This is a genomic window from Methylobacillus sp. DLP286, from assembly GCF_056636515.1.
In genome coordinates this window covers 1,418,248-1,443,526 of record NZ_CM153145.1, presented here as the reverse complement: position 1 = coordinate 1,443,526, position 25,279 = coordinate 1,418,248, and the positions used below count along the sequence as shown (strand labels likewise).

Below are 25,279 nucleotides of genomic sequence, written 5' to 3'. Positions count from 1 at the left end.
GGCTTTTCGCTTTTATAGGCAACAATCTTCTCTATCATCGCAGTAATTCAGCTCACTCCCATTCAATATTGCTAGCCAGATATGAATCTGAAATCATAATCCATCACAATGGTTTTAGTATTTTTCCTCTGAAAATCCAGGCTGAATGTAAGACAAAAATTAGACTAGGTAGTATATTAACGAAAACGTAGGCATGGGATGCATCATCCCGATATCAAATCGTGGCAGTTCTGCACAATCGTCAATAACTCTTGGAGGAGTGTAGTAATGAGTCTTGATAGTTTGAAGGGTCTAGGTATTAAGGTTCCGTACAAAAATAAATACGACAATTATATTGGCGGAAAATGGGTTGCGCCGGTAGATGGCGAATATTTCGACAATATCAGCCCGGTGACCGGCAAGGTATTCTGCCAAGTGCCGCGTTCGAATGAAAAGGATATCAACCTGGCGCTGGATGCCGCCCATGCTGCCAAGGATGCCTGGGGCAAGGCCTCGGGCACCGAGCGTGCCAACATCCTGCTCAAGATCGCCGATGCGATGGAAGCCAATCTGGAAACCATCGCGATTGCAGAAACCATAGACAACGGCAAGCCCATCCGCGAGACCATGGCCGCCGATATTCCGCTGGCGATCGACCATTTCCGTTATTTTGCAGGCTGTATTCGTGCTCAGGAAGGTGGGATCAGCGAGATTGATCATACAACAGTGGCTTACCATTTCCATGAGCCGTTGGGCGTTGTCGGACAGATCATTCCATGGAACTTCCCGATCCTGATGGCAGCTTGGAAGCTGGCGCCCGCATTGGCGGCAGGCAATTGCATTGTCATGAAGCCTGCGGAGCAGACGCCAGCGTCGATTCTGGTGGTACTGGAAATCATCGGCCACCTGTTGCCGCCTGGCGTGCTCAATGTGGTGAATGGGCATGGCGTCGAAGCCGGCAAGGCATTGGCGACCAGCCCGCGCATTGCCAAGATTGCATTTACCGGATCCACTTCCGTTGGCCGCCTGATTATGCAGTATGCCAGCCAGAACCTGATTCCCGTGACGCTGGAGCTGGGCGGCAAGTCGCCCAATATCTTCTTTGAAGATGTCATAGACAAGGATGATGCTTATTTCGACAAGGCCCTGGAAGGGTTTGCGCTGTTTGCCCTGAACCAAGGGGAAGTCTGCACCTGCCCGAGCCGTGCCTTGATCCAGGAGTCTATCTACGAACGCTTCATCGAGCGAGCCATCAAACGTGTGAAGGCGATCAAGCAGGGCAGTCCGCTGGACAAGTCGACCATGATCGGTGCGCAGGCCTCCAGCGAGCAGGTCGAGATCATCATGTCATACATCAAGCTCGGCCAGGAAGAAGGCGCGGAGCTGCTCACAGGCGGCAAGGCGACCAAGCTGAGTGGTGACCTGAGCGATGGCTATTACATTGAACCTACGGTGTTCAAGGGCCATAACAAGATGCGTATCTTCCAGGAGGAAATCTTCGGGCCGGTCTTGTCCGTGACGACGTTCAAGGACGAGAAGGAAGCGCTGGAAATCGCCAACGACACCATGTACGGCCTGGGCGCAGGCCTCTGGACCCGCGATGGCAGCCGCGCCTACCGTGTCGGCCGCGGTATCCAGGCAGGCCGCGTCTGGACCAATTGCTACCATCTCTACCCGGCGCACGCCGCATTCGGCGGCTACAAGCAGTCCGGTATCGGGCGTGAGAACCATCGCATGATGCTGGACCACTACCAGCAAACCAAGAACCTGCTGGTGAGCTACAGCCCTGATGCGCTAGGTTTCTTCTAAACTTTAATGTCGAATGGTTAGGGCCTGTTAACGCAATCTCCTTCAATTGCATTAACAGGCCCTCGTCCAACGCCCAGGTTTGCGAGTTCAAGCCTGGGCATTATTATTTGTGGCAAAGCAACTGCCAAGAAAAGCAAATGCCAAGTTATGAGGAGGACTTATGAGTGCCAGCCGTATTACTGCCACGCCATCGGCCGCAGCTTTGATTGATGAGCTGCGCGCCAGGCATGGCAATCTCATGTTTCACCAGTCAGGCGGATGCTGTGAGGGCAGCGCTCCCATGTGCCTGCAGGAGGGCGAATTCCTGCTCGGCACCTCGGATGTCAAAGTGGGAGAGGTGCATGGCGTGCCGTTCTACATGAACAAGACCCAGTTCGAATATTGGCAGCATACCCATTTGACCCTTGATGCCATTCCTGGACATGGCGGCATGTTCTCGCTGGAGCAGGCAACCGGCAAGCATTTCCTCATCCGTTCGCGCTTGTTCACTGACGAGGAGTTGGCGGACCTGGAGCCTGTGGAGCAGTGCGGAAGCCTTTGAACAGGCTCTTTGGGCCGTTTTCCAGTCTGTTCATGACTTATCAGAAACATTAAACAGGCGCTGATCACTACCTGCCGTCATCCCGGCCTCCGAGCCGGGATCTCGTAAGTATGTTGGAATGCCACAAGATGCCGGATCAAGCCCGGCATGATAGGTGGAGGGGACTGGCTCCGGCATCCTGTTATTAATCAGAAGTCGATTTGCGCCGACACGCGGAATACGCGCGGCGCGCCCGGGATCAGGTAGCCGCCGAAAGCGCTGGATGCATCGCCCCAATAGAACTTGTTGAACACGTTGTCCACGCCGGCGCGGAAGGTGGTTGCGGTATTGCCGAGCTTGGCCGTGTAGCGTGCGCCCAGGTTCAGTACGTGGTAGCCCTCCACTTTCCTGTTCAATGCCGCGATCTCGTTGTTCGGCGCGAAATTTTTGCTGGATGAATAGAGCCATGTCGCGTTCAGTTTAAGGGCTGGCAGGCCTGGCCATGCATACTCGGAATAAACCGCGGATTTGAACCTCGGCACGTTGCCGACCTGCTTGCCTTCGATGCGCGCATCGTCCGTGCCTTCGGCCTTAGCCTGCAGCGCGGTGAAGCTGGCGCCCAGCATCCAGTCGCGCGTGACGCGGCCTTGTGCGGCGAATTCCAGGCCGCGGTTGACTTGCGTGCCATTGATGACATAGGTCGGCGTGGCGTCGACGTATTCGTGGTTGCGCTTGATCTGGAATACGGCGGCAGACAGGCTGACATCGCGCGTCACGTCCGCTTTCACGCCGAGTTCGAGCTGCCTGGACCTGCTGGGGTCCATGATGATTTCGGCGTTCGTGGTGCCGGTCGGCGCTGTGCCGCCCGGTTCCAGGCCTTGCGAATACGAGCCGTAAACCGCCAGTGACGGCTGCAGGTTGTAGAGCAGGGCGACGCTAGGCAAGAGAAAATCATCGTCCGTGCGCCGCGTCGTCTCGCCCGAGGCATTGAACTGGTCGCGCTTGAGTTGCACGTAGCGCACGCCGGCATGCAGCCTGAGCTGGTCAGTAAGCGCCATGACATCCTGCACGAATACTGCACGCTCCTCATCCTTGCGGCGCAAATGCACCGGATTGACGTCGGCGAGCGCGAAATTATCGTAGTAGACCGGATTATAGATATTGCTCTCGCCGACATAGTTGAATACGTAGTCGGCAAAGTGATCGCGACGGTTCAGCGTGGATACGCCTGTGGTCAGCTCGTGGCGCACGCCGCCTGTCGTGAAGCTCCCCTGCAGCAGGGCCTGGGTGGTCGTGATCGAGCGCTTGTCGTTCTTGCGGCGCAAGTCGTACATCGAATAGCCGCCATCACTGCAATAGCCGGGAAGCAGGCTTTGCTGACAGCCTGAAGGCAAGGTCACCGCATCATCACGATGCAAAGTCGATTGGTTGGCTTGCAGGATGGTGCGCCAATCGTCATTCAACGCATAGTCGAATTTCATGCCGAGGTTGTAACTGTCATCGACGACGGGACGGCTCCAGGATTGGTCATTGAGCATCTGCTTGGCGCGGATGCCGGTCGGAATGCGCTGCTCCGGACCGAGCAACTGGAACCCCGGTACGGTCAGTTGCGACTTGTGCTGGTAGTCGAGGTCGAGCTGCAACAGCGCGCGTTCGCTCAGGCGGAAGTCAAACGCGCCCGAAATGAAGTTGCGGTTGCCTGTCGAGCCGTCGACATACGACTTGATGTCTTCTGCCGCGGCATTGATGCGGTAACCGAAGACGCCGTCCTCGGAGCGACCGCCCAGATCTACCGCGCCGTACACTGTGCCGCGTTCACGCAGCTCGAACGTCGCCGAACGCAGCGGGGCGTCGGTAGGGCGCTTGGTCACGTAGTTGAGCATGCCGCCCGACGCGGCAATCCCCGCCTGCAGGCCGGCGAGGCCTTTCAGTATCTCGATGCGCTCCTTGTTTTCCATCGGCACCCTGGCCTGCGCGAGAATCACCATGCCGTCCTTGCGGTAGTTGGCGCCCTGGTCGAGCACGAAGCCTCGGATCGCGAACCAGTCCGCCAGTCCGACCGCATTGTAGGAGTTCTGCACGCTGGCATCCCATTTCACCGCGTCGGTCGCGGAACGGACGCTGCGGTCCTGCATCTGCTCCTGCGTGATGACGTTGACCGAGGCTGGTGTTTCCAGCAGCGATGCTTCGGGAAAGCTGCCGATGCTGGCGCGGCGTGCCATGCCAGCATTCGTGGTGGAGCTGACAACGACCTCTGGCAATTGGGCATCGTCGGTATCGGCGGCCTGGGCCAGCGCAGCAGGCGCAAAGGCGCAGGCGATAGCCAGCACGCTGAATTTTTGACGGAAAGTAAAAGCAGGCATTGTGTGTTCACTCGCGTTAGGGACAATCACGCGCAGGAACGGACAAAAGGCCTACCTCGGGGGAAATGAATCGACCTTGAGTGGCTTTGCGCTTTCCTACGCTGGCATTATCCAGGTCAGGTTCAAGGGTATGTCTCACCCAAAGATCGGCTCTTCAGGACCCCTAGCGTGGGTCGTATACTAACAAAGAATGCGCGGAAAATGCCAATTTCCTTGCGAACAGGGCTGGATGCTGCGCATGTCAGCCAATTAACGCGTGCTCAACCGGGTCGTACGGAAAAGTGTGCAACGCCATTCAATGGAGAGAGGCGGGGGAAGGAGCTTCCGGCCACAGCAAGTGCAGGTGCGGCAACACATTATGTTCGCCAATCTGGCTGGTGAGCCCGGCGCGGCGCAGCTTTTCCAGGATGTTGGGCCTGGCCTCGGCGATCACCAGCTTGATCTGGTGCTGTCTGCAAGTGTCCAGCAGGTTCCACAATGCCTGCATGCCGGTGGCGTCCATGATAGGCACGCGCGCCATTCGCAGCACAATGGTGTCGGTATCCTCGCGCAGGGTTTGCAGTCGGTGTTGCAAGTGCTCGGCAGCGCCGAAGAAGAACGGCCCTTCCAGGCGATAGACCAGCGTGCTGGATGGCAGGCGCCATTCGCGCTGGCCGTATTCCTGCTGCAAGTCGTCATCGCTCAGCTGCGTCACGTTCACCGTGTCCGCCATGCGTTTCATGAACAATAATGCGGCAAGCACGACGCCGATATTGACGGCAATCACCAGGTCGCTGAACACGGTGAGCAGGAAGGTGATCAGCAGCACCGCCACGTCCGCGCGCGGTGCTGTCCTCGCCATGTGCAGGAAGCGATGCGCCTCACTCATGTTGTAGGCCACCACGAACAGGATGGCTGCGAGCGCTGCCAGCGGGATATTCACGGCCAATGGCGCCAGCAATACCACGATCAACACCAGGGTGGCTGCATGCACGATGCCGGATAACGGGCTGTTGGCCCCGTTGCGGATATTGGTCGCGGTGCGCGCCAATGCGCCGGTGGCGGCGAACCCGCCGAACAACGGCGAGGCGATGTTGGCAATACCTTGCCCGATCAGTTCCTGGTTGGACTGGTGGCGCGTGCCCGCCATATTGTCGGCGACGACGGCCGAGAGCAACGATTCGATGGCGCCCAGCAGCGCAATGGTGAAGGCCGGGCCGATCAGCTCTATCATGACGGCGGGGCTGATGCCCTCGGGCAGCGCAAAATGCGGCAATGCCTGCGGGATGCCGCCGAACGCGCTGCCTATGGTGGCGACCTGTTCAGGTTGAAAGACAGACTGCACATAGTGGCTGCCACGATCGCGACCAGGGGGCCGGGGATTTTTTTCAGGTAGCGGTTGGACAGGAGCAGCACTGCCAGCGTGAACGCGCCAAGCAATGCGGTTCGCCATTGCAGCTGCGGCAGGGCTTCCAACAGGTGCCAGAGTTTCTCGTGGAAATGGTGCGAGGCCTGGGGCGTGAGGCCGAAAAAATCCTGCCATTGCCCGACGAAGATGATGACGGCGATCCCGCTGGTAAAGCCGATGATCACCGGTTCCGGGATATAGCGGATCACGCTGCCCATGCGCGTCAGCCCCATGACGAGCAGCATGATGCCGGCCATCAGGGTGGCGATCTGCAAGCCTGCGATGCCGTATTTCGCCGTAATGCCGGCAAGGATGACGATGAACGCCCCGGTCGGGCCGGTAATCTGCAGGCGGCTGCCGCCGAACAGGGAGGCGAGCGTGCCCGCGACAATCGCGGTGTACAAGCCTTGCTCGGGCTTGGCGCCTGATGCGATCGCGAACGCCATGGCGAGCGGGAGGGCGACGACCCCGACGATCAGCCCGGACATGATGTTGCGGGACCAATACCGGCGCGAGAGCAGGCCAGCACGCTTGGCTTCAAGAATGGCGATCATGGTGTAAAGGCGTGGCAAGGGATGTAATGAACAGGCATATCATAGCCCTTTCTCCGCAAGATGATACGAGACTTGAACAAGCGCTTAAAGCGATTCGACAAAATCCAGCAGCAATTGCCGGTCTTGTGGCGACATCTTTTGCACCATGGTGCGGGATTCCTGCGCTTCGCCGCCATGCCAGAGGATGGCTTCCAGGATAGTCCTGGCGCGGCCATCGTGCAGAAAGCCCGCATTCGGTTCCACCTGTTTTGCGAGGCCGATACCCCAGAGTGGCGGGGTGCGCCATTCACTACCGCTGGCGGCAAAGTCCGGACGGTGGTCCGCCAGTTCCGGCCCCATGTCGTGCAACAGCAAATCGGTATAAGGGGCGATGGCCTGGTTGCCCAGGGCGGCCAGCCTGGGAAATTCGCCGGTCCTGATTTCAGGCAGGTGGCAGGCCGCGCATTGCGCCTGGCGGAACAGTGCAGCGCCCCGTTGCACCCTCGGGTCGTCCTGACGGCGCGGCGAGGGCACGGCGAGCGCCAATTGGTAGAATTCCATTTGCGCGAGCTGGGTGGCTGGGATTTCCGGCCTGCCCGAGACCGGAGCTTGCCGGCACCCGGTTTGACACTCGGCGCAGTTGCCATGCGGAAACAAGTGGGAGCTCAAGCCCATATCTCCCGCCAGTGCGCTCGCAGTCTGCTCCCGCACCGTCGCGACATTGGCCTTCCAGCCGAAACGCCCGATGACCTGCTGTTGCTTCTCCACGCTCCAGACGCGGTTCACACGCCCTTTGATCTTGCCTGGTTTTGGCATTGCCTGCAGCGCAAGCAAGGTGTCGTCCGCAATCGCCTCCAGCAGGCCCATGCCATGGATGGCAGGCGCAATGCGGGCTGAGGTTTGAATATTGGCGGGGAGAGGGCCGTAGGCGAGTCCGCTGAATTCTAGTACAGGCTTGCGCAGCCGAACGGCTTCACCGCCATTCAGCGTTACCTCGGTTTCTTCATAATGCAGATGGGCACGCCCTTCGGCCTCGACGCGGGGAGCGCCGAATTCCTGCAATTGGTCGCCGTAGGCTGGATGGGGAACGGGCGCGCCCGTATGCGTTTTGCCAGGCAGGCTCAGGCGTACCAGCATGGCACGCATGGATTCTTCTGGCGCGTTTGGTGCGAAGCCCCGGCCGTTCTTGGCATGACAGGCGATGCAGGCGTTGCGGTTGTATAGCGGCCCCAATCCGGCAATATCGTTGTCCATCGCGGGCGAAATGATCCAACTCTGCCTGACCAGGCTGCGGCCTTGCAGGAATTGCTGCCTTTCTTCGGTGGAAAGCGGGCTGACGGCTTGCGTATAGGCTTCACGGTTGGCGACGTTGGTCATGACCTGAGCCGGCTCATTGCCGCTGGCCTGGATAGCGAACAGGGTAACTAGGACTACCGTGAGGGACAGGATGCCGTGCATTGAGCCTTAATGCGGTGATGCAATCTTTGCGGCTTCTTCATAACGGTCATGCATGATGCGCTGCCAGCGCGTGACTTCGGCCGGATTCAATGTGCGTATCGCTTCCGCGCCTGCTTCGTCGATCGGCAGGGAATGCAGCAATTGTGTTGCCTTCACCACCTCCGAGGCGTCAGGGCCGGATTGGTTGCTGGCATCCTGGATGGCGCTGACCGCTTTTTGCAGGGAGGCCAGGTTCAACGTAATGATGGCGTCGAACAAGGCATTGGTGATGTCCTGGCGCGCAAGCCCGCGCCGGGTGTCATATACGAACGAAGGGTTGTTCTCGAAAGGGTTGAAGTAAGCCGCAGGCTTGTTTGCATAAACAGACGGCCTGACCGGCAGTTTGCGGATATCGGGGTGGAACAACAGCCGTTGGCCTTGTTCAGAAAGCACGAATTTGCTGAATGCCCTGGCTCCTTCGAGATTGCCGGCATTTTTCATAATGGCAAGATGGGCGGGCGAATAGCCGGTCGGTTCCGGGTAAACGAACTGCAAAGGGGCGCCGTTGGCGATAGCCGAGGCGGTGAAGAAATCAATGGTGAGCCCGGCTAACAAGCGGCCGCTGGCAACATCGTCGCTGACAAAGGTAGCTCCCGAAGTCACCAGTTCGGCATTGGCGGCGATGGCCTGCAACAGGTTCCATCCATCCTGCCAGCCATAGCCCTGGAGCAGGATGTCGATGAGGGGAGGCGCATAGCCTACTTTTGACGGTACGGGTAATGCAATCTTGCCTTTGAGTGCAGGATGGCTGAGGTCTGTCCAGTTTCTGGGAATGGTGAGCCCGGCATTTGCCAGCGCTTGTGGATTGCTCACGATGCCGTACCCGGCAATCTCAGTAGCAATGTGGTTGCCTTCCCGCAAGGCAAAGCCGCTCACCTCGGCAGGCAGGCCGTAGAGGTCAAGGTTCAGCGGTTGGAACGCCTGCATCTTCTCAAGCTGGGCGAAGTTGCGCTGGGCAGGCGTCCAATAGACATCCACCGGTTGTCCGGACTCCTTGAAGTAAGCCATGGCATCGCGCGATTGCCGCCATAGCACTTCCAGCTTGTATTGCGGATATTGTTTCTCGAATGCCGCCTCGAATTGCGAAACGACTTCCTGCGGATAACTGGTCATCACGACGACTTTGGCTATGTCTGCCGATGATGACACCTGGCTGACGAGCATCAACCAGATAATGAGAATCCGGACCGGCCAGCGCAATGCTGCCTTGATAGTAAGAGCGCTGGCCATTGGGGTTTCCTATCTATTAGTTAATTATTTAAAACTTGCGTGTTACGTTGACAAACATATTGCGGCCTTCCATATAGAAGCCCTCAGTGTATGCATAGTTTTTGTCGAGAATGTTGTTGATGCCCGCCTCGGCAAACCAATCGGCATTGACTGCATACATGGCCTTGATATTGCCGGTCGCATAACCCTTGGCTGACAGCCAATCAGTGACAGCGGAGTTCTGGCGGGAATAGCGCGAGGATGCCGCTTCGATACTTGCTAGCACTTGCAAGGCGCTATTCACTTTCCATTTGCCGTATGCAAACAGCTTCTGGCGAGGCACGTCGGTCAAGCGCTGGTCATTGCTGAGATTGTCGCGGTTGATAAAGGTATAGTTGCCGCCCAGTTCAACATCATCGCTCGCAAACCAGGTTGCGCCCAGTTCGATACCCTGGCTTTCCACCTTGCCAATGTTGCGGAACTGGAAGCATTGGCCCCCGCCAGCAGAACAGGCGGAATTCGGCAAGCTCGCAGACTGGATCATGTCTTTGGTGTCAATGAAGAATACTGCGCCCTGCAGTTTCAATTCAGGCAGCACAAAAGCACCGGCACCCAGCTCATAATGGGTCGCTCTTTCCGTATCCAGGCCAGGATTGGGAACCGCGCGACCGAAACGGCCGGAGAAGCGATCCTTCATGGTGGCAAAGCGGCTCTTCCTGGCTACTGTAAAGTGAATGTCGCTATCTTCCGTTGGCTTATAGAACAAACCAGCCTGAGGATTCCACGCATGGGCATCGCCATTCGGGAAATCGTAAATCTGATTTACATTGTTCAGCCCTTCGGCCTTGAGGGTGTCACGCTTGTCATAGCTGATACCCGTCACCAGGCTCAGTTTCTTGGTGAAATGATGGGTATCTTCAATACCCAATGAAATGGTGCGGTCTTCAAACGTCTGAACCGGGTTGCCCTTGTTGTGCTCTTCGTGCTTGTCATGCTTGTAGTGTGCGGCGAACTTCAGGGTATTGGCTTTGGCAATATCGAAACCCAGTTCGGCGCTGACGCCATAGGTGTCATCGTTATAGATGCTAGTGAATGAACTGTTCCTGGTCATCGTGGCATAACGCGCATCGTCATAGCTTTCCAATACATTCTTGAACTTGTCATAGAAAGCGCGGATTTTCAGGTAGGCGCTATCGCCGAAGGTGGTGCGCGATATGAAGTACAGGCTTTCTTTGTCCCATTTGGGCCAATCCCAATAGTTTGCACTGCGGCCACCGTCGCTGCCAGCATATACAGGACTGCCTTTTGTGCCTTGCTGGTTGATGTAGTTCAGGCTGTATTCATTGCCTTCGCTAGGGGTCAGGCCGATTTTCAGGTTGATCTTTCCATCCCTGTTGTAAGCGCGCTCCCTGTCTCCGCCGTTTTCATACGCATTGGGCTTGTAATCGCTGGACATACGGGAGCGCTCATTGTCTACGTATGAGGTGCTGGCTTGCCAGTACCATGTTTCGTAATTGCCCCCCATGTTGACATCGGTAGCATATCCATTGAATTTAAGGTTGCGGTCAGTCTTGATGCCTGCAGTGATGCTGCCTTCAAACTCTTTCGTCGGCTTGCGGCTGACCAGGTTGATCGCACCGCCCAACGTGTTGGGGCCGTACAAGACGGAACTGAATCCCTTGGACAATTGGATCTTGGATAGATCGAAAGCGTTGAAACGGCCAAGGTCGACGTAGCCATCGTAGGTGACGTAAACCGGAATGCCGTCTACGAATACAGGCACCTGACGCAAATCAAAACCACGCAATTGCACCAGTTGTTCATTGCGCTGTCCGCCTTGGGTCATGCTGACGCCAGGCAAAGTGTTGAGGGCCGTGCCTACTGTTTCACGGTTGAATAGGCGCATGTCCTCCTGCGTAATGGTGTCGTCAGAGAGCCTGGTATCTTCTGGTTGCTTGGTAGTGGTGACATTGATTTCACCCAAGGTAAAAGGCGCAACTTCCGCCAAAGCGACTTGAGTATTGGCTGCCAGCGCGGCAATCACTGCCAGCTTGAGCGGTTTTAGGTAATTGGACATTGATCTCCCCGATGCTAAGTAGTTGAAACAAAGGCGGGATTAAATATTAATTCAATATATTTGTAAATATATAACGAATATTATTTTAATGAACCTGGAAGATGCACATGCATAGATGACAGGGTTAGGGGAGAAACCTTGCGCAGCTTGAATTAATCAATTGTTCTGGTAGGCTTGCCTGAAACTTTTAATAGGTATTGCCGTGTCGCCGCTATCAGAAATCCGCAAGTATCTTGAGTCCGCTGCGCAGAGCTCCCTGGACGATATCTATGCGATTGATCCGCATAGCTTGCAGTTGGTGGGGGTGCTGGTGGATGGCGCGGAAGCGCAGATTACCGATCATCCCTTGGACGACTTGCTGCAGGCGTTGAGGGAGCCAGAGGCCAGGGAGCTTCTGGATGCGGTGCCGATGGAACTGGCGATGGCGGATATCAGCCATGAGCTGCATACCATCAACCGTTATTTTGGCGAGTTCCGCTTACTCATAGTGGGGCGAGGCAGCGGGCGGGTGCTGTTGGTGATGCGCGACAGCCAGGCGTTCAGCCGGCATATCCTGCACGTGCTGAACGAAGGCGCCAACTTGAGCGCCCTGATTTCGAATGCGCCTGGAGTGGTATACCAAGCCCATATGAGCCGTGATGGCGTCATGGGGTTTCTTTATCTCAGCGATGCTTGCAAGCCGCTGCTGGGCGAAGATGCCGAGGTACTGATTGCCAATCCTGACATTTTTCTTTCTTTGATCGATGAAGAGGATCGCGGAGCTTATGAAAAGAATGTCAGCCAGTCTGCCCATAGTTTGAGTGTGCTGAACTGGACCGGCCGTTTCTGGATGCAGGCGTGGCAGGATACCAAGTGGATCAACCTGCGTGCCAGCCCGCGCAAGATGCCTGACGGTACCGTGGTGTGGGAGGGCATCATGACGAATATCACGCAGAGCCGGCGCGAACAGCAGGCGATTCGGCAATCGCATGAAAAGCTGGCAAGGCTTTCTGCCCAAATGGCCCAGATCAAGGAGAAGGAACGCTTGAGAATCGCCCAGGAGGTGCATGACGACCTGGGCGGCAATTTGACGGCCATCCGGCTTGGACTCTCTTCCATTATCAAGCGGTTGGGGCCTGGGCAGGAGGCCTTGCTTACCAAGGCCAAGCAGCTTGAGGCTATCGTCGACGATACATTTGAAGCTACGCACCGGATTGCGAGCGACTTGCGGCCTAATGTCCTTGAGTTGGGCATCGTGGCTGCCCTGGAGTGGCAGGCTGCCCAATTCGTGGACAAAATCGGCATCCCGTGCGAGTTTGTTTGCAATCATGCGGAAGTCGATGTTTCTACCGACCATGCGATCACCTTGTTCAGGATTTGCCAGGAGGCCATGTCCAATATCGCCAAATATGCCAAGGCCAACCACGTCGAGGTGACGCTGGAAGCTACGCTTGAGGAAATCGTGATGCAGGTCATTGATGATGGCGTTGGCATTGCGCCGGTGGACAGGCTGAAAGCCAACGCATTCGGTATCAGCGGCATGGCGGAACGGGCCGTGGCTCTAGCTGGACAATGCAGGGTGCAAGCCGGCAAGCAAGGGGGTACAATAGTCAGCGTTACTTTGCCGTTGCAACCCGTGAATATCGAGGCTGCCGGTTGAATAATAAAAATTACTTTTAATCATTAGCATTGCTCATGTCGCCCACTTCCACTATCAAAGTCATTATTGCTGACGATCACGCGATCCTGCGTGAAGGCTTGAAGCAGATTCTTGCTGAAACCGAGGATATAGAAGTGGTCGCCGATGCGAAGAACGCGGCTGAAGCCATCAAGCTTGCAGGCACCAAGGGCGTGGACGTGCTGGTGCTGGATATCTCGCTGCCCGATCGAAGCGGTATCGAGGCATGCAACATCATCAAGAAGGAATATTCCCGCGTGGCCGTCCTGATGCTGTCCATGCACCGGGAGGATGCCTATGCGATCCGGGCCCTGCGCGCAGGCGCGGCTGGGTACTTGAGCAAGCAAAGCGCTTCAGACCAGTTGGTGACGGCAATACGTACCGTTGCCAAGGGCAAGAAATACATCAGCGCGGAAGTGGCATTGGCGCTGGCCGACCAAGTGGACGGGGGCCTGGATAAACCTATCCACGATACGCTCTCCAACCGTGAGTTCCAGACGCTGACCATGATCGCGTCGGGTTTGTCCGTCAGTGAAATTGCCGACAATCTGTCGCTTTCGGTCAAGACCGTCAGCATGTACCGGGCACGGCTGCTGGAGAAGCTGAACCTGCGCCATAACGCAGAGCTCACGCACTACGCGATCAAGAACGACCTGATCGATTAAGAGCAGCTGACAAAACACTCCTGCGTCGTTGCTGCCTTGTGTTTTACTGTACTGCCTGCGGCAGAGCGCCTAGCCAGGATCGCTTCGCTGAGGTTTGTCAGCTATTCTGAGTTTCAAGCGCAGATCTGGCGCTTTTTACCCCGCTTTTTATCCCGATTGCCTTGTCTTGCCTCCCGGTAAGATGCCGCTATTGTTTCAAACATCAGCTCTTTTCATTCAGGCAAACCTTCGTAAACAACTGCCTGAAAACTTTAGGGTTAAAAATATAATTTTTTTATATTTTTATTTAACCTGCTGAATTTTATTAATTTTTATTTTCCTGACCATTGCAGGAAGGAGAGGGCTCTAAAGATTTTTTTAATCAATCCGACATCAGGGGCATGGCATTGCAATCAGATGCTACTCGAGAGAAAAACAAGTGCAGTAAAGCTCCTAAATTTTCTCCCGAAGCGACCGATAACAGTCTTAACAGTGATGTGATTCAAGACTGTAAAGCGATACCAAACGCAACAAAGTGTTTGATGGAAATTAACTAAATCGAAGGAGAACCAACATGGCTGCAGTTATCAACACCAACCTGGCTTCGCTGAATGCGCAACGTAACCTGACGACTTCGCAATCCAGTCTGAATTCATCCCTGCAACGCTTGTCTTCCGGCCTGCGCGTCAACAGCGCCAAGGACGACGCTGCCGGCCTTTCCATCGCTACCCGTATGGATGCGCAAATTCGCGGCCAGACAGTGGCAATCCGTAACGCCAATGATGCGATTTCCCTGGCACAGACTGCAGAAGGCGCGCTCGGCAAGATTACCGACGCCTTGCAGCGTATGCGTGAACTGGCTGTGCAGTCCGCCAATGCGACCAATGAAGAAGGCGATCGCGACAATCTGCAGGCTGAATTCAAGCAATTGCAAGATGAAATCACCCGCCTGACGGACGGTACCAAGTTCAATAACAAGGCGTTGTTTGCTGGTACTGCTGGTTCATTGACATTCCAGGTAGGTGCCGGTACAGGTGCTCAAGATACCATCACTGTAGACGAGATTGATTTGACTTCCGGTAGCTCTACTGCCGCTGGCGTGGCTACTGCGGCTGCAACCGGTATTGCGATCAGTGGTACGGCTGCTGACAATGCGACTGCAGCGATTACTGCGATTGATACGGCCTTGGATCAAGTGAACACCAGCCGCGCCACCTTGGGTGCCGTGCAAAACCGCTTCGAGTCCGTGATCAGCAGCTTGCAGGTATCGGTCGAGAACCAGTCTGCTGCCAAGTCCCGTATCCTGGATGCCGACTTCGCTGCGGAAACGGCCAACCTGACCCGGGCACAGATTCTGCAACAGGCGGGTACTGCGATGCTGGCGCAGGCCAACTCCGTGCCAAACAATGTATTGACCTTGCTCCAAGGCTAAGCAGGCGGCAGGTTAAGTATGAAAATCCCGCAGTTTTCTTGAATGAAGGAAGCTGCGGGTTTTGCTTGAGGAGTTCAACATGGCGATCACGAACATAGAAGCATACAGTCAGGCAGGTAGCCTGCCTTCTACAGTACGCAATACTGGGCCTGTCGCATCCTTGCCGGGAGCTGGATCAAAAGAACCGGAGCAACAGGCGTCCGTGGCAAGTGATGCCGATGTCCAGTCCGCGGTGGAACGGATCAACGAGTTTATCTCGCCCATCATGCAGTCGATCCAGTTTTCTACTGATGTCGATTCCGGCCGGGTCGTGGTCAAGGTGGTGGATTCCGAGACGCAGAAAGTATTGCGGCAGATCCCTAGTGAAGAGGTGCTGGCGATTTCCAAGGCGCTGGATAATTTACAGGGATTGATCATCAGGCAGACAGCCTGACTTTAATTTCAAGTATTCAGGGAAGCGAGGATCGTCATGGCAAGCACTAGCGGGATTTCTGCCAGTACCAATTTTGATATTGATGCGATTGTCAGCAGTCTGATGACTGTTGAACAAAGGCCGTTGACATTGCTGAGTGAGCAGAAGACATCCTACCAGTCCAAGATTTCGGCCTATGCGACCTTGCAGAGTTCGCTTTCCAGTTTCCAGACGGCGCTGGCCAACCTTTCCACCAGCAGCAAGTTCAATGTGCAGTCTGCCACTTCGGGCGACAGCGCGGTGTTTACCGCGACTTCCAGCGGCAGCGCAACCGTCAGCAATTATGCGATCAAGGTCGGCCAGCTTGCACAATCGCATAAGGTAGCCACTTCAAATTTCTCCAGCACCAGCGCCGCAGTCGGCACCGGCACGATTACCATCGCGCTGGGCACGTATGACGAGGCCACCAATACCTTTACGGCCAATCCCGACAAGGCGGCGAAAAGCGTGACCATCTCCGCCTCCAACAATAGCCTTGCGGGCATCCGGGATGCCATCAACGCAGGCGACATGGGGGTCACTGCGACGATTGTCAATGACGGCCAGAATGGCGGTGGCCGCCTGGTGCTGACTTCAAAAGAGTCTGGGGAAGTCAACAGCATCAAGGTGAGCATTGCCGATGACGATGGCGACAATATGGACGGCGGCGGCCTCTCCCAGCTTGCCTACGATCCTGCGGCTACTTCAGGCACGGGCAAGAACCTGGTTGAATTGCAGGAGGCCCGCAACGCCAAGCTCAACATCGACGGTATCGATGTCGAAAGCGCTAGCAATGTCGTGACCGGCGTCTTGAACGGCATTACGCTGAATTTATTCAAGGCCAGCCCCGATACGGCTGTTTCCTTGAACGTGACTAAGAACGTGACTGCCATCAAGGAGTCGGTCACCGCTTTTGTCAATGCGTTCAATGCAGTGAATACTACATTGCGCAACCTCACCAAGTTTGACGACAGCACGACGACGGCTGCCGATAGAAAAAACGGCGCATTGCTCGGGGACGCGACAGCGCGCTCGATTTCCTCCCAGATCAAGATGGCGCTCACCAAATCTGTTGGAGGTACGGATAATTTCAGCTCGCTCAGCCAAATCGGTGTCGCCATACAGCGCGATGGCTCCCTGGCCCTGGATTCCAGCAAGCTGGAAAAAGCCATTGAAACCAACCTGGACGACGTTGCCAAGCTGTTCGCCGCCGTGGGGAGCGCTTCGGATGTCGAAACACGGTTCGTGACCCAGGGAAGCAAGACCCAGCCTGGCAATTATGCCATCAACATCACCCAGGCCGCCACGCGCGGCGCATTGACCGGAAGCGCCGCGCCTGACCTGAATATCCTCGCCGGCGTGAACGACACGCTTGCGGTCAAAATCAACGGCTCAAGCTACAACCTGACACTTGCCGCAGGCAGCTATGCCTCGGTGGAAGAACTTGCGCAGCAGCTGCGGACACAGCTTGCGAATGCCAAGTCCTCTGCGGAAGTGGCCGTCGAAGGCGGGATGCTGAAAATCATTTCTCCGGAATACGGTAGCGGTTCAACCGTGGAAGTTACCGGCGGAACAGCGGCGAGCAGCCTGTTTGGCAGCGATCCGGTCTCCGTCGAAGGCCTGGATGTCGCTGGCACCATCAATGGAGCCGAGGCGACGGGTAAGGGGCAAGTGCTGACGAGTACCGCTGTCGGCAATCCGGCAGAAGGCCTGGTGGTTTCGGTTCGCGGAACTGCAATCGGTGACAGGGGCAGTGTCTCGTTAAGTCTGGGCTATGCCGCGCAGTTGAACGAGCTGGTCAAAGGGTTTGTCAGCGATACCGGCCTGCTCGCCAGCAGGACCGACGGCCTGCAGGACTCCATCAAGCGCGTGACCAAGCAGGAAGAGGCGATGCAAGTCAGGTTGACGGCAGTGGAGGCGCGTTATCGCGCCCAGTTTGTGGCGCTGGATGTCTTGATGACCCAGATGCAGACCACCCAGTCCTATCTTACCCAGCAACTAGCATCGATTAGTGCTAACAATTAATTTAAGGAGCTTTCATGTTCGGGTTCAACGCAGGTGTCAATGCCTATGCAAAGGTCGGGGTGGAAACTGGCGTGGTGGCTGCCAGTCCTACCCGCTTGATCGTCATGTTGTATGAAGGCGCGATTGCCGCATGCAACCTTGCCATCAAGCATATCCGCGAGCAGGATTATGCGAGCAAGAGCGCCGACCTGACCAAGGCGATTTCGATCATAGAAAATGGCTTGCGCGCCAGCCTCGACAGCAAGGCCGGCGGAGAGATCGCCGACAGCCTGGACTCCTTGTACGCCTACATGAGCAAGCGCCTGTATCTTGCCAACAGCCAAAGCGATATTGCGGCAGTAGAAGAGGTGGTAAGATTGCTCAACGAACTGAACGAGGCCTGGTCCGCCCTGGCGGGCCAAGCGCCGGATGCGGCTCCGCGTCAGGAAACTCCACAACAAAACCAGCACCAGTTGGAAAAGGCATATTCATGAGCACTCAGCAAACCTTGTCTTTATATGCGGCCGTGGCGGACATTACCGACCAAATGCTGGCGGCCGCCAAGCAGCATGACTGGGAAAAGCTGGCTGTGCTCGAGGCAGAGTGCGCCGCGCGTATCAAGCGTGCGGATGAGGATAAATGCGACGAGCCCTTGCGCGAGCCTGAGCAGAAAATCAAGTTTTCCCATCTCAAGCGCATCCTGGATTCCGACCGTGAAATCCGCAACATCATCGATCCCTGGATGGTGCGTCTTTCCGATATCCTCACCAATAACGCTGCCAACCGGCAGATGTTCGATACCTACAAGCAGTTGATACGGCCCGGCAGATGATTATAAAGCAATCTCCCGATCCTGCCGCCGCTGTCGCCCCGCTTGCCAGGGTCGCGCCGGCGCAGGCGGTCGAGGAGATTGCCAGCAATGTCCAGGACCTTAATTTCCGCATCGCCCAGCTGACCAAGGGGCAGAGTTACTTCGGCCAGGTGATGAGCCGCCTGCAGCCCGGCGTCTTCCAGGTCAACGTGCAGGGCAACACCTTCAAGATGGAGCTTGGCCGGCAGGCTGCCGTCGGTCAGCAGATGCTGCTTCGATTCGTAGGCGACAATCCCGTTCCTACTTTCCGCTTGCTGAGCCAGCAGGCTGGACAGCTCGACACGGCAAAACCGCCGGGCACGTTGCTGTCCGCCACGCCCTTGGCGACACCGGCAGCCGACCAGGGCGTTTCGGCTGCGCTCAGCAGCGGGGCGCGTATCCTGAGCCAGCAACTGGCACAGGCAGCCAATGGTGAAACCTCCAAGACCTTGGCTGGCCAGCAGGTCGTGACGCATGCACCGCAAAACCCGCGCGTGATGGCGCAGGACATCCAGCGGGCATTGACCACTTCCGGCCTGTTCTACGAATCACACCTTGAAAAGTTCACTGCGGGCAAGCTGCCGTTGGCCAACCTGTTGCAGGAGCCGCAGAACCAGCCGCATATAGCCGCTGAATCCATGATCAACAAGCAGATTGCCGTGCTGGAGAACCAACGCATCCATTGGCAGGGAGAAGTCTGGCCCGGGCAGAAAATGGATTGGCAGGTGCAGTTGCACGAAGGGATGGTCAATCCCGACGAGCATGGCGCGAACGCTGATCCCGAGGACAGGCCGGTATCAAGCAATGTGCGGCTGGAGCTGCCGAGCCTGGGCGCCATCGCTGCGAACATCACCTTGCATGCAGGGCGCTTGCGCGTGCGTATTGCCGCGGCGGACCATGCAGTCATCAAGCGCCTGCAGGCTGAGCTGCCGGCACTGGCCACGGCATTGACCAGTCATGGGCAAGCGTTGGATGCCTTGACGGTGGTGCGCGATGAATGATCCCGTATTGCAAAAGCAGGCGATCGCGCTTGCTTACGAATCCGGCGATTTCGCGCCGCGCGTGGTCGCCAAGGGCAAGGGCATCATTGCCGAGCAGATCATCGCCAAGGCCAAGGAACATGACGTATTCGTCCATGAATCCAGGGAGCTGCTGGCGTTGCTGATGCAGGTCGACCTGGATGACCATATCCCGCCAGCCTTGTATCAGGCGATTGCGGAAATACTGGCCTGGCTGTATCGCCTGGAGCATGGCGAGGATGCACCGCCGCCCAAGCCCCTGATTCCATCCGAAATCAGCTAACTGCCTGCATTAGCTGGTATGAGGTGAGGCATTGAACAGGTTCTTACACTTGCATGTTCATGATGTCCTGATAGGCGGATACCAGCCGGTTGCGTACCTGGATGGTGGCTTGCAGCGAGATATTGGCTTTTTGCCCGGCAATCATGACGTCCGACAAGCTGACACTGTCATCGCCCATCGCGAAGCTTTTGCCTAAATCCTCCGCCTTTACTTGTGCCTGGTTGACCTGGTTGATCGAGGATTTCAGCACCTCCGCAAAGTCAACGCGGTTGGTCGCTTGCGGCTTCTGGGCAATGCCGCTACCGGTAACGCCCTGTACCGACGCCTCAGTACTTGGTTTTTGAGCAGCCGCCTTGAGCTGCGCCAGCATGGATTCTATCCTGCCCGAGTCTATCGCTGAAGTTTTCATGGAGTTCTCCTGGTTGCTGCGGTCCTTGCGGACTTATTTCAACATGGCAGCAGCTTATCATTCGCCAACATGCTTCTTTGATGGGAATAGGGCGGTAAAACCTGGCTTATTTTCCTGATTAAATTTGCAAGCTGATCGTGATAATGGCATCGCAGTGATAAGAGCCGCCCACAAACTCAGCGCAGCGATTTCTGGCTAGGCGCTCTGCCGCAGACAGTACAAGCTAGTACGGCAAGGCAGAGCAACAACGCCAGAAGAGGTATGTGAGCGGCTCTAAGGACCAGTATCTTGCCATCGCATGGGAGAAGTAATATGGCAGCAGCCAACGAAGCGGCCCTGGCCGCGGACACCACCACCGGAGCACCAGCACCTGGCTCGTTCAACTTCAAGTCGCTCTTGGAGAACAAGCTGCTGCTGGCCTTGGGTGCCGCTGCCGTGATCGCCTTGATGGTGGTGTTCTGGCTCTGGAGCCAGAAGCCGGAATACCGCGTATTGTTCTCCAGCTATTCCGACAAGGACGGAGGCGCGATTGTCGCAGCGCTGGAGCAGATGAACGTGCCGTACAAGATCGCCGAAGGCGGCAGCGCCATCCTGGTGCCCGCGAACAATGTGCATGACATCAGGCTCAAGCTGGCGTCCCAAGGATTGCCCAAGGGCGGCAATATCGGCTTTGAATTGCTGGAGAACCAGAAGTTCGGCGTTTCCCAGTTTGTAGAGCAAGTAAATTTCCAGCGCGGCCTGGAGGGCGAGCTTGAGCGCACCATCCAGTCGATCGGCGCGGTGCAGGCGGCACGCATCCACCTGGCCATGCCGAAACCTACCGTGTTCACGCGCGACCAGCAGAAGCCGACGGCTTCCGTCATGCTGAACCTGCATCCTGGCCGGGCCCTGGACCAGCGCCAAGTGAGCGCTATTGTGCACTTGGTGGCCAGCAGTGTCCCTGAATTGCCGACCTCCAACGTGACCGTGGTCGACCAGAACGGCAACCTGCTCTCGGACAACGGCAAGGATGCCGGCGCAAATAACCAGCTCGACCCCACCCAGTTGAAGTATGTGGATGAGCTGCAGCAAAACATTGTGCGCCGGGTCGAGTCCATTATTGCGCCACTGGTCGGCGCCAAGAACGTGCATGCCGAAGCCAGCGCCGAAGTGGATTTTTCCGTGGTGGAGCAAGCTGCCGAAATCTACAAGCCCAACCAGGCACCAGACAGTGCAGCCATCCGCAGCAGCCAGAACAATGAGTCACAGACATTGCCTGGGCAAGGGACGGGCGGCGTGCCCGGCGCGTTGACCAACCAGCCGCCGGCGCCAGCCACTGCGCCGATTGTCGCCCCCGGCAGCGAACCCACCACCACGACCAATGCCAATGTGGTGACGACCACGACGACGACACCGCCCGGCACCACGGTGACGACCCCGATCATGAACTCGGAGCGCAATACCACGACCAATTATGAAGTGGACAAGACCGTCCGTTACCAGCAGCAGCCAATGGGCGGCATCAAGCGCCTGACCGTGGCGGTGGTGGTGAACCATAAGTCGGTGGTGGATGCGCAAGGCAAGGTGACTACGCGCCCGCTGACCGACGACGAGAAGACGCAGATCAGCGACCTTGCCAAGCAGGCCATGGGCTTCAATGAAGAGCGCGGCGACTCGCTGAGCGTGGTCAACAGCTCCTTCATGCCGGATATTGCCGAAGTTTTCCCTGAAGTGCCATTGTGGAAGGATCCGGAAAATATCGACATGGCCAAGGAGTGGCTGAAGAACGGCCTGGTCCTGCTGGTGTTGTACATGCTGTACCGCCGCTTCCTGCGCCCTTTGCTGCGCAAGCTTTCCCCAGAGGAGGAAAAGAAGGACGAGCTTGCCAAACTGGATGAAGAGGATCAGGATGCAATCGTCCGCCTGTCCGACGGCGAGGGCGGCATGGCGGCCGGAAGCCTGGAAGAAGAGGAAGCCAGGAGCCCGGCGGAGCGGACCTACAAAAAGAACCTGGAAACTGCGCGGAAGCTTGCAAAGGAAAACCCCAAGGTAGTAGCCAGCATTGTGACGAACTGGGTGAACGGCAATGAGTGATAATGGCGTAGTCAAGAGCGCGGTATTGATGCTCGCCCTGGGCGAGGACGAGGCAGCCGAGGTGATGAAGTACCTCGGACCGCGCGAAGTGCAGAAGCTGGGTACCGCCATGGCGTCGATGAAGTCTATCGGGCACGACCAGGTGGAGGCGGTGCTGACCTCTTTCATGGACGAGGCGGAAAAGAATACGGCGATCGGCCTGGATTCCGACGAATACATCCGCTCGGTGCTTACCAAGGCGCTGGGTGACGACAAGGCTTCGGGCCTGTTGAATCGCATCCTGCAGACGCGCGACTCCAGCGGCATCGAAAGCCTGAAATGGATGGATGCACAGACGGTGGCCGAGTTCATCAAGAACGAGCACCCGCAGATCATTGCCACCATCCTGGTGCATCTGGAGCCGGACCAGGCTGCGGAAATCCTCGGCTATTTCACCGAGCGCCTGCGTCAGGACGCCATGCTGCGGATCGCAACACTGGACGGCATCAAGCCGACGGCGCTGCGAGAGCTCAACGATGTGCTGACCAAGCTGCTGAGCGGCAACGAAAGCATCAAGAAGCAGCAGATCGGCGGCGTGAAGGCAGCCGCCGAAATCATGAACTACATGAATAGTGAAAATGAAACCCACCTGATGGACGGGTTCAAGAGTTACGATAGTGAAATGGCGCAACGGATCATGGACGAAATGTTCGTGTTCGACAACATCATGGATATTGACGACAAGGGCATCCAGATCATGCTGCGCGAGGTGCAGTCCGAAACACTGATCGTAGCGTTGAAAGGCACGACCGACGAGTTGCGGGACAAGATATTCCGCAATATGTCCAGCCGTGCCGCTGAAATGATGAAGGAAGACCTTGAAAGCAAGGGCCCGGTCAGGCTGTCCGAGGTGGAAACCCAGCAGAAACAGATACTGCAGATAGTCCGCAGGCTGGCCGACGAAGGCCAGATCGTACTGGGCGGCAAGGGTGAGGATGCTTATGTCTAATGTGGTGATTCCCAAAGAGAAGCAAACAGCGTATCAGCGCTGGGAGATGGCTTCTTTTGCCGAGGAAGCATCGGAGAAAACAATCGCTGCAGCGCCTGTGGCACCGCAAATTGTCCAGGAAAGCGAGGAAGAGAAGAACGCGCGCCTGGAGGCCGAGCTGGAACAGGCAAGGCGCGAAGGCTACAAAATCGGCTTGCAGCAGGGCTTCGATACCGGTATTGCCGATGCCGCAGCGCAGGTGCAGCAGGACCGCGAGCGTCTGCTTGCCATGCTCGGCAGCATGGAGGAAGCGCTCAAGACGGCCGATGAGGCGATTTCCGAACAACTGCTTGCCCTGGCGCTGGATATTGCCAAGGCGATGGTCAAGGACAGGTTGAGAGTAGACCCCGCCGTGATTCTGCCTATTGTGCAGGAGTCTATTCATTACTTGCCGACAGTGCAGAAACCGGCAAGATTGATTGTGCATCCGGACGATGCGCTGGTCGTGAAAAAATACCTGCAAGAGGATATGGCGGACAGCAACTGGCATATCCATGAAGACAGCAGCCTGGAGCGCGGCGGCTGCATGGTGGAAACGGGCGACAACCAGATCGATGCCAGCAACGGCACGCGTTGGAAGCGCATCTGCGACGCCCTTGCGCAACATAACAATTGGATAGAGCCTAATGAGTAGCGCGCTGGCCCATCAGCAAGGCTGGAAAGAGTATCTCAATGATTGCAGCGAGATACTGGAGATCGTCGAGTCGTTGGAAGTCTCCGGCCGTATCACCAAGTTGACGGGCCTTGTGATGGAGGCGGTCGGCATCAAGCTGCCGATCGGCAGCGCATGCTATGTACCCCTTGCGGAAGGCCGCCGTGTCGAGGCCGAGGTCGTCGGCTTCGATGGCGGACGCATGCTGCTGATGCCGCAGAGCGGCGTCGAGGGCGTGACCCCGGGCGCCAAGGTCTTTGCGCTGGAGGTGGCGGAGGCGTTGCCCAAGCCCAACCAGGCCAAGCACCCTCGCCGCCGCGCGATTGACCGTGCGCGGCATCTGCCGGTAGGCGAGGCCTTGCTTGGCCGCGTTGTTGACGCTGCAGGACGGCCGTTGGACGAATTGGGGCCGCTCAACAGTGAAAACAGCGTGCCGCTCAACACGCGCCCCCTCAATCCCTTGTCGCGTGCGCCGATCGAGGACGTGCTGGATGTCGGCGTGCGTGCGATCAACAGCATGCTGACCGTCGGTCGCGGCCAACGCATGGGCCTATTCGCCGGTTCGGGCGTGGGCAAGAGCGTGCTGCTCGGCATGATGGCGCGCTATACCACGGCGGAAGTCATTGTCGTGGGCTTGATCGGCGAACGTGGCCGCGAGGTGAAGGAATTCATCGAGCAGATTCTCGGCGCTGAAGGGCTGGCACGTTCCGTGGTGGTAGCCGCGCCTGCGGATGTACCGGCGCTCATGAGATTGCAGGGCGCGAGTTACGCCACGGCGATTGCCGAATATTTCCGCAACCAGGGCAAAGACGTATTGCTGATCATGGATTCCCTGACGCGCTATGCGATGGCGCAGCGCGAGATCGCCCTGGCGATCGGCGAGCCGCCTGCAACCAAGGGTTATCCGCCTTCGGTATTTGCCAAACTGCCTGCGCTGGTGGAGCGTGCGGGCAACGGCAGGCCAGGCGAGGGCTCGATCACGGCGTTTTATACCGTGCTGACCGAGGGCGACGACCAGCAGGACCCGATTGCCGATTCCGCGCGTGCGATCCTCGATGGACACATTGTCTTGAGCCGCAGCCTGGCCGAGAGCGGGCATTACCCTGCCATCGATATAGAGCAGTCGATCAGCCGCGCGATGCATAACATCACATCGCTGGAACACCAGAAAAACGCACGCAAGCTCAAGCAGCTAAATTCCCGCTACACCCGCAACCAGGATTTGATCAATGTCGGCGCTTATGAAAGCGGGAGCGACCCGGTGCTGGACGAGGCCATCATGCGGCATGAGGCGATCGAGGCGTTTCTGCAGCAGGACATTAAAGAATCTGCCAGCTGGCAGGACAGCGTCGATGCGCTGGCCGGCCTGGTGGGAACAGCGGGAGTGCATTAATGAACAAGCCA

At 57.0% G+C, this 25,279-nt stretch carries 22 protein-coding genes and 1 riboswitch; of the genes, 15 read left to right on the top strand and 7 right to left on the bottom strand.

Annotated features, from left to right (window positions below):
- Positions 1 to 267: 267 nt before the first annotated feature.
- Positions 268 to 1,788 (top strand): aldehyde dehydrogenase, encoded by a 1,521-nt coding sequence (adh, locus tag ACWXTG_RS06955; RefSeq protein WP_407993896.1) that lies wholly within the window; start codon positions 268 to 270, stop codon positions 1,786 to 1,788.
- 160 nt (positions 1,789 to 1,948) lie between these two features.
- Positions 1,949 to 2,329 (top strand): DUF779 domain-containing protein, encoded by a 381-nt coding sequence (locus ACWXTG_RS06950; protein WP_480221156.1) that lies wholly within the window; start codon positions 1,949 to 1,951, stop codon positions 2,327 to 2,329.
- A 188-nt stretch (positions 2,330 to 2,517) separates the two neighbouring features.
- Here the strand turns inward: ACWXTG_RS06950 and ACWXTG_RS06945 are convergent, their stop codons facing one another.
- The 6 genes from ACWXTG_RS06945 to ACWXTG_RS06920 form a co-directional block, all read right to left on the bottom strand.
- Positions 2,518 to 4,671 (bottom strand): TonB-dependent siderophore receptor, encoded by a 2,154-nt coding sequence (locus ACWXTG_RS06945; RefSeq protein ID WP_480221155.1) that lies wholly within the window; start codon positions 4,669 to 4,671, stop codon positions 2,518 to 2,520.
- Between the two features lie 76 nt (positions 4,672 to 4,747).
- Positions 4,748 to 4,846, bottom strand: a riboswitch (TPP riboswitch).
- 120 nt (positions 4,847 to 4,966) lie between these two features.
- Complete coding sequence (locus ACWXTG_RS06940) at positions 4,967 to 5,995, bottom strand: SulP family inorganic anion transporter (protein ID WP_480221154.1); 1,029 nt, start codon at positions 5,993 to 5,995, stop codon at positions 4,967 to 4,969.
- Positions 5,956 to 6,612: a SulP family inorganic anion transporter gene (locus tag ACWXTG_RS06935; protein ID WP_480221153.1), complete on the bottom strand. Its 657-nt coding sequence runs from the start codon at positions 6,610 to 6,612 to the stop codon at positions 5,956 to 5,958. The genes ACWXTG_RS06940 and ACWXTG_RS06935 overlap by 40 nt, the downstream gene beginning before the upstream one ends.
- Positions 6,613 to 6,696: 84 nt before the next feature.
- Complete coding sequence (locus ACWXTG_RS06930; protein WP_480221152.1) at positions 6,697 to 8,049, bottom strand: di-heme oxidoreductase family protein; 1,353 nt, start codon at positions 8,047 to 8,049, stop codon at positions 6,697 to 6,699.
- A 6-nt stretch (positions 8,050 to 8,055) separates the two neighbouring features.
- Positions 8,056 to 9,318 carry an ABC transporter substrate-binding protein gene (locus ACWXTG_RS06925; RefSeq protein WP_480221151.1) on the bottom strand — a complete coding sequence of 421 codons (1,263 nt, stop codon included), beginning with the start codon at positions 9,316 to 9,318 and terminating at the stop codon, positions 8,056 to 8,058.
- A 28-nt stretch (positions 9,319 to 9,346) separates the two neighbouring features.
- Positions 9,347 to 11,374 (bottom strand): TonB-dependent receptor plug domain-containing protein, encoded by a 2,028-nt coding sequence (locus ACWXTG_RS06920; protein WP_480221150.1) that lies wholly within the window; start codon positions 11,372 to 11,374, stop codon positions 9,347 to 9,349.
- Between the two features lie 202 nt (positions 11,375 to 11,576).
- On the opposite strand from ACWXTG_RS06920, the gene ACWXTG_RS06915 reads away from it, so the two are divergent.
- From ACWXTG_RS06915 to ACWXTG_RS06875, 9 genes are all read left to right on the top strand, one after another.
- Complete coding sequence (locus tag ACWXTG_RS06915) at positions 11,577 to 13,013, top strand: sensor histidine kinase (RefSeq protein ID WP_480221149.1); 1,437 nt, start codon at positions 11,577 to 11,579, stop codon at positions 13,011 to 13,013.
- Between the two features lie 35 nt (positions 13,014 to 13,048).
- A complete protein-coding gene (locus ACWXTG_RS06910) occupies positions 13,049 to 13,696 on the top strand; it encodes a response regulator transcription factor (RefSeq protein ID WP_309566574.1) in 648 nt (215 codons plus the stop codon).
- A gap of 553 nt (positions 13,697 to 14,249) precedes the next feature.
- Complete coding sequence (locus ACWXTG_RS06905; RefSeq protein WP_309566573.1) at positions 14,250 to 15,107, top strand: flagellin domain-containing protein; 858 nt, start codon at positions 14,250 to 14,252, stop codon at positions 15,105 to 15,107.
- Between the two features lie 79 nt (positions 15,108 to 15,186).
- A complete protein-coding gene (locus ACWXTG_RS06900; protein WP_309566572.1) occupies positions 15,187 to 15,540 on the top strand; it encodes a flagellar protein FlaG in 354 nt (117 codons plus the stop codon).
- Between the two features lie 36 nt (positions 15,541 to 15,576).
- Positions 15,577 to 17,583, top strand: coding sequence for a flagellar filament capping protein FliD (fliD, locus tag ACWXTG_RS06895; protein ID WP_309566571.1), 2,007 nt, complete (start codon positions 15,577 to 15,579; stop codon positions 17,581 to 17,583).
- A gap of 14 nt (positions 17,584 to 17,597) precedes the next feature.
- Positions 17,598 to 18,056: a flagellar export chaperone FliS gene (gene fliS / locus ACWXTG_RS06890; RefSeq protein ID WP_309566570.1), complete on the top strand. Its 459-nt coding sequence runs from the start codon at positions 17,598 to 17,600 to the stop codon at positions 18,054 to 18,056.
- Positions 18,053 to 18,394, top strand: coding sequence for a flagellar protein FliT (locus ACWXTG_RS06885; protein WP_309566569.1), 342 nt, complete (start codon positions 18,053 to 18,055; stop codon positions 18,392 to 18,394). Before fliS ends, ACWXTG_RS06885 begins: the two co-directional genes overlap by 4 nt.
- Complete coding sequence (fliK, locus tag ACWXTG_RS06880) at positions 18,391 to 19,413, top strand: flagellar hook-length control protein FliK (protein ID WP_309566568.1); 1,023 nt, start codon at positions 18,391 to 18,393, stop codon at positions 19,411 to 19,413. The genes ACWXTG_RS06885 and fliK overlap by 4 nt, the downstream gene beginning before the upstream one ends.
- The gene (locus tag ACWXTG_RS06875; protein ID WP_480221148.1) at positions 19,406 to 19,714 is read left to right on the top strand and encodes an EscU/YscU/HrcU family type III secretion system export apparatus switch protein; all 309 of its coding nucleotides are present in this window, start codon (positions 19,406 to 19,408) and stop codon (positions 19,712 to 19,714) included. Before fliK ends, ACWXTG_RS06875 begins: the two co-directional genes overlap by 8 nt.
- Positions 19,715 to 19,757: 43 nt before the next feature.
- Here the strand turns inward: ACWXTG_RS06875 and fliE are convergent, their stop codons facing one another.
- Positions 19,758 to 20,123: a flagellar hook-basal body complex protein FliE gene (gene fliE / locus ACWXTG_RS06870; RefSeq protein ID WP_309566566.1), complete on the bottom strand. Its 366-nt coding sequence runs from the start codon at positions 20,121 to 20,123 to the stop codon at positions 19,758 to 19,760.
- A gap of 312 nt (positions 20,124 to 20,435) precedes the next feature.
- Between fliE and fliF the strand changes: the two genes are divergently transcribed.
- From fliF to fliI, 4 genes are read left to right on the top strand one after another with little or no spacing between them, the layout of a single operon-like run.
- On the top strand, positions 20,436 to 22,196 hold the full coding sequence (gene fliF / locus ACWXTG_RS06865; RefSeq protein WP_309566565.1) for a flagellar basal-body MS-ring/collar protein FliF: 1,761 nt from the start codon (positions 20,436 to 20,438) through the stop codon (positions 22,194 to 22,196).
- Positions 22,189 to 23,184 (top strand): flagellar motor switch protein FliG, encoded by a 996-nt coding sequence (fliG, locus tag ACWXTG_RS06860; protein WP_480221147.1) that lies wholly within the window; start codon positions 22,189 to 22,191, stop codon positions 23,182 to 23,184. The genes fliF and fliG overlap by 8 nt, the downstream gene beginning before the upstream one ends.
- Positions 23,177 to 23,857, top strand: coding sequence for a flagellar assembly protein FliH (locus ACWXTG_RS06855; RefSeq protein WP_480221146.1), 681 nt, complete (start codon positions 23,177 to 23,179; stop codon positions 23,855 to 23,857). Before fliG ends, ACWXTG_RS06855 begins: the two co-directional genes overlap by 8 nt.
- Positions 23,850 to 25,268, top strand: a complete 1,419-nt coding sequence (gene fliI / locus ACWXTG_RS06850; protein ID WP_480221145.1) for a flagellar protein export ATPase FliI — start codon at positions 23,850 to 23,852, stop codon at positions 25,266 to 25,268. The genes ACWXTG_RS06855 and fliI overlap by 8 nt, the downstream gene beginning before the upstream one ends.
- Positions 25,269 to 25,279: the final 11 nt, after the last annotated feature.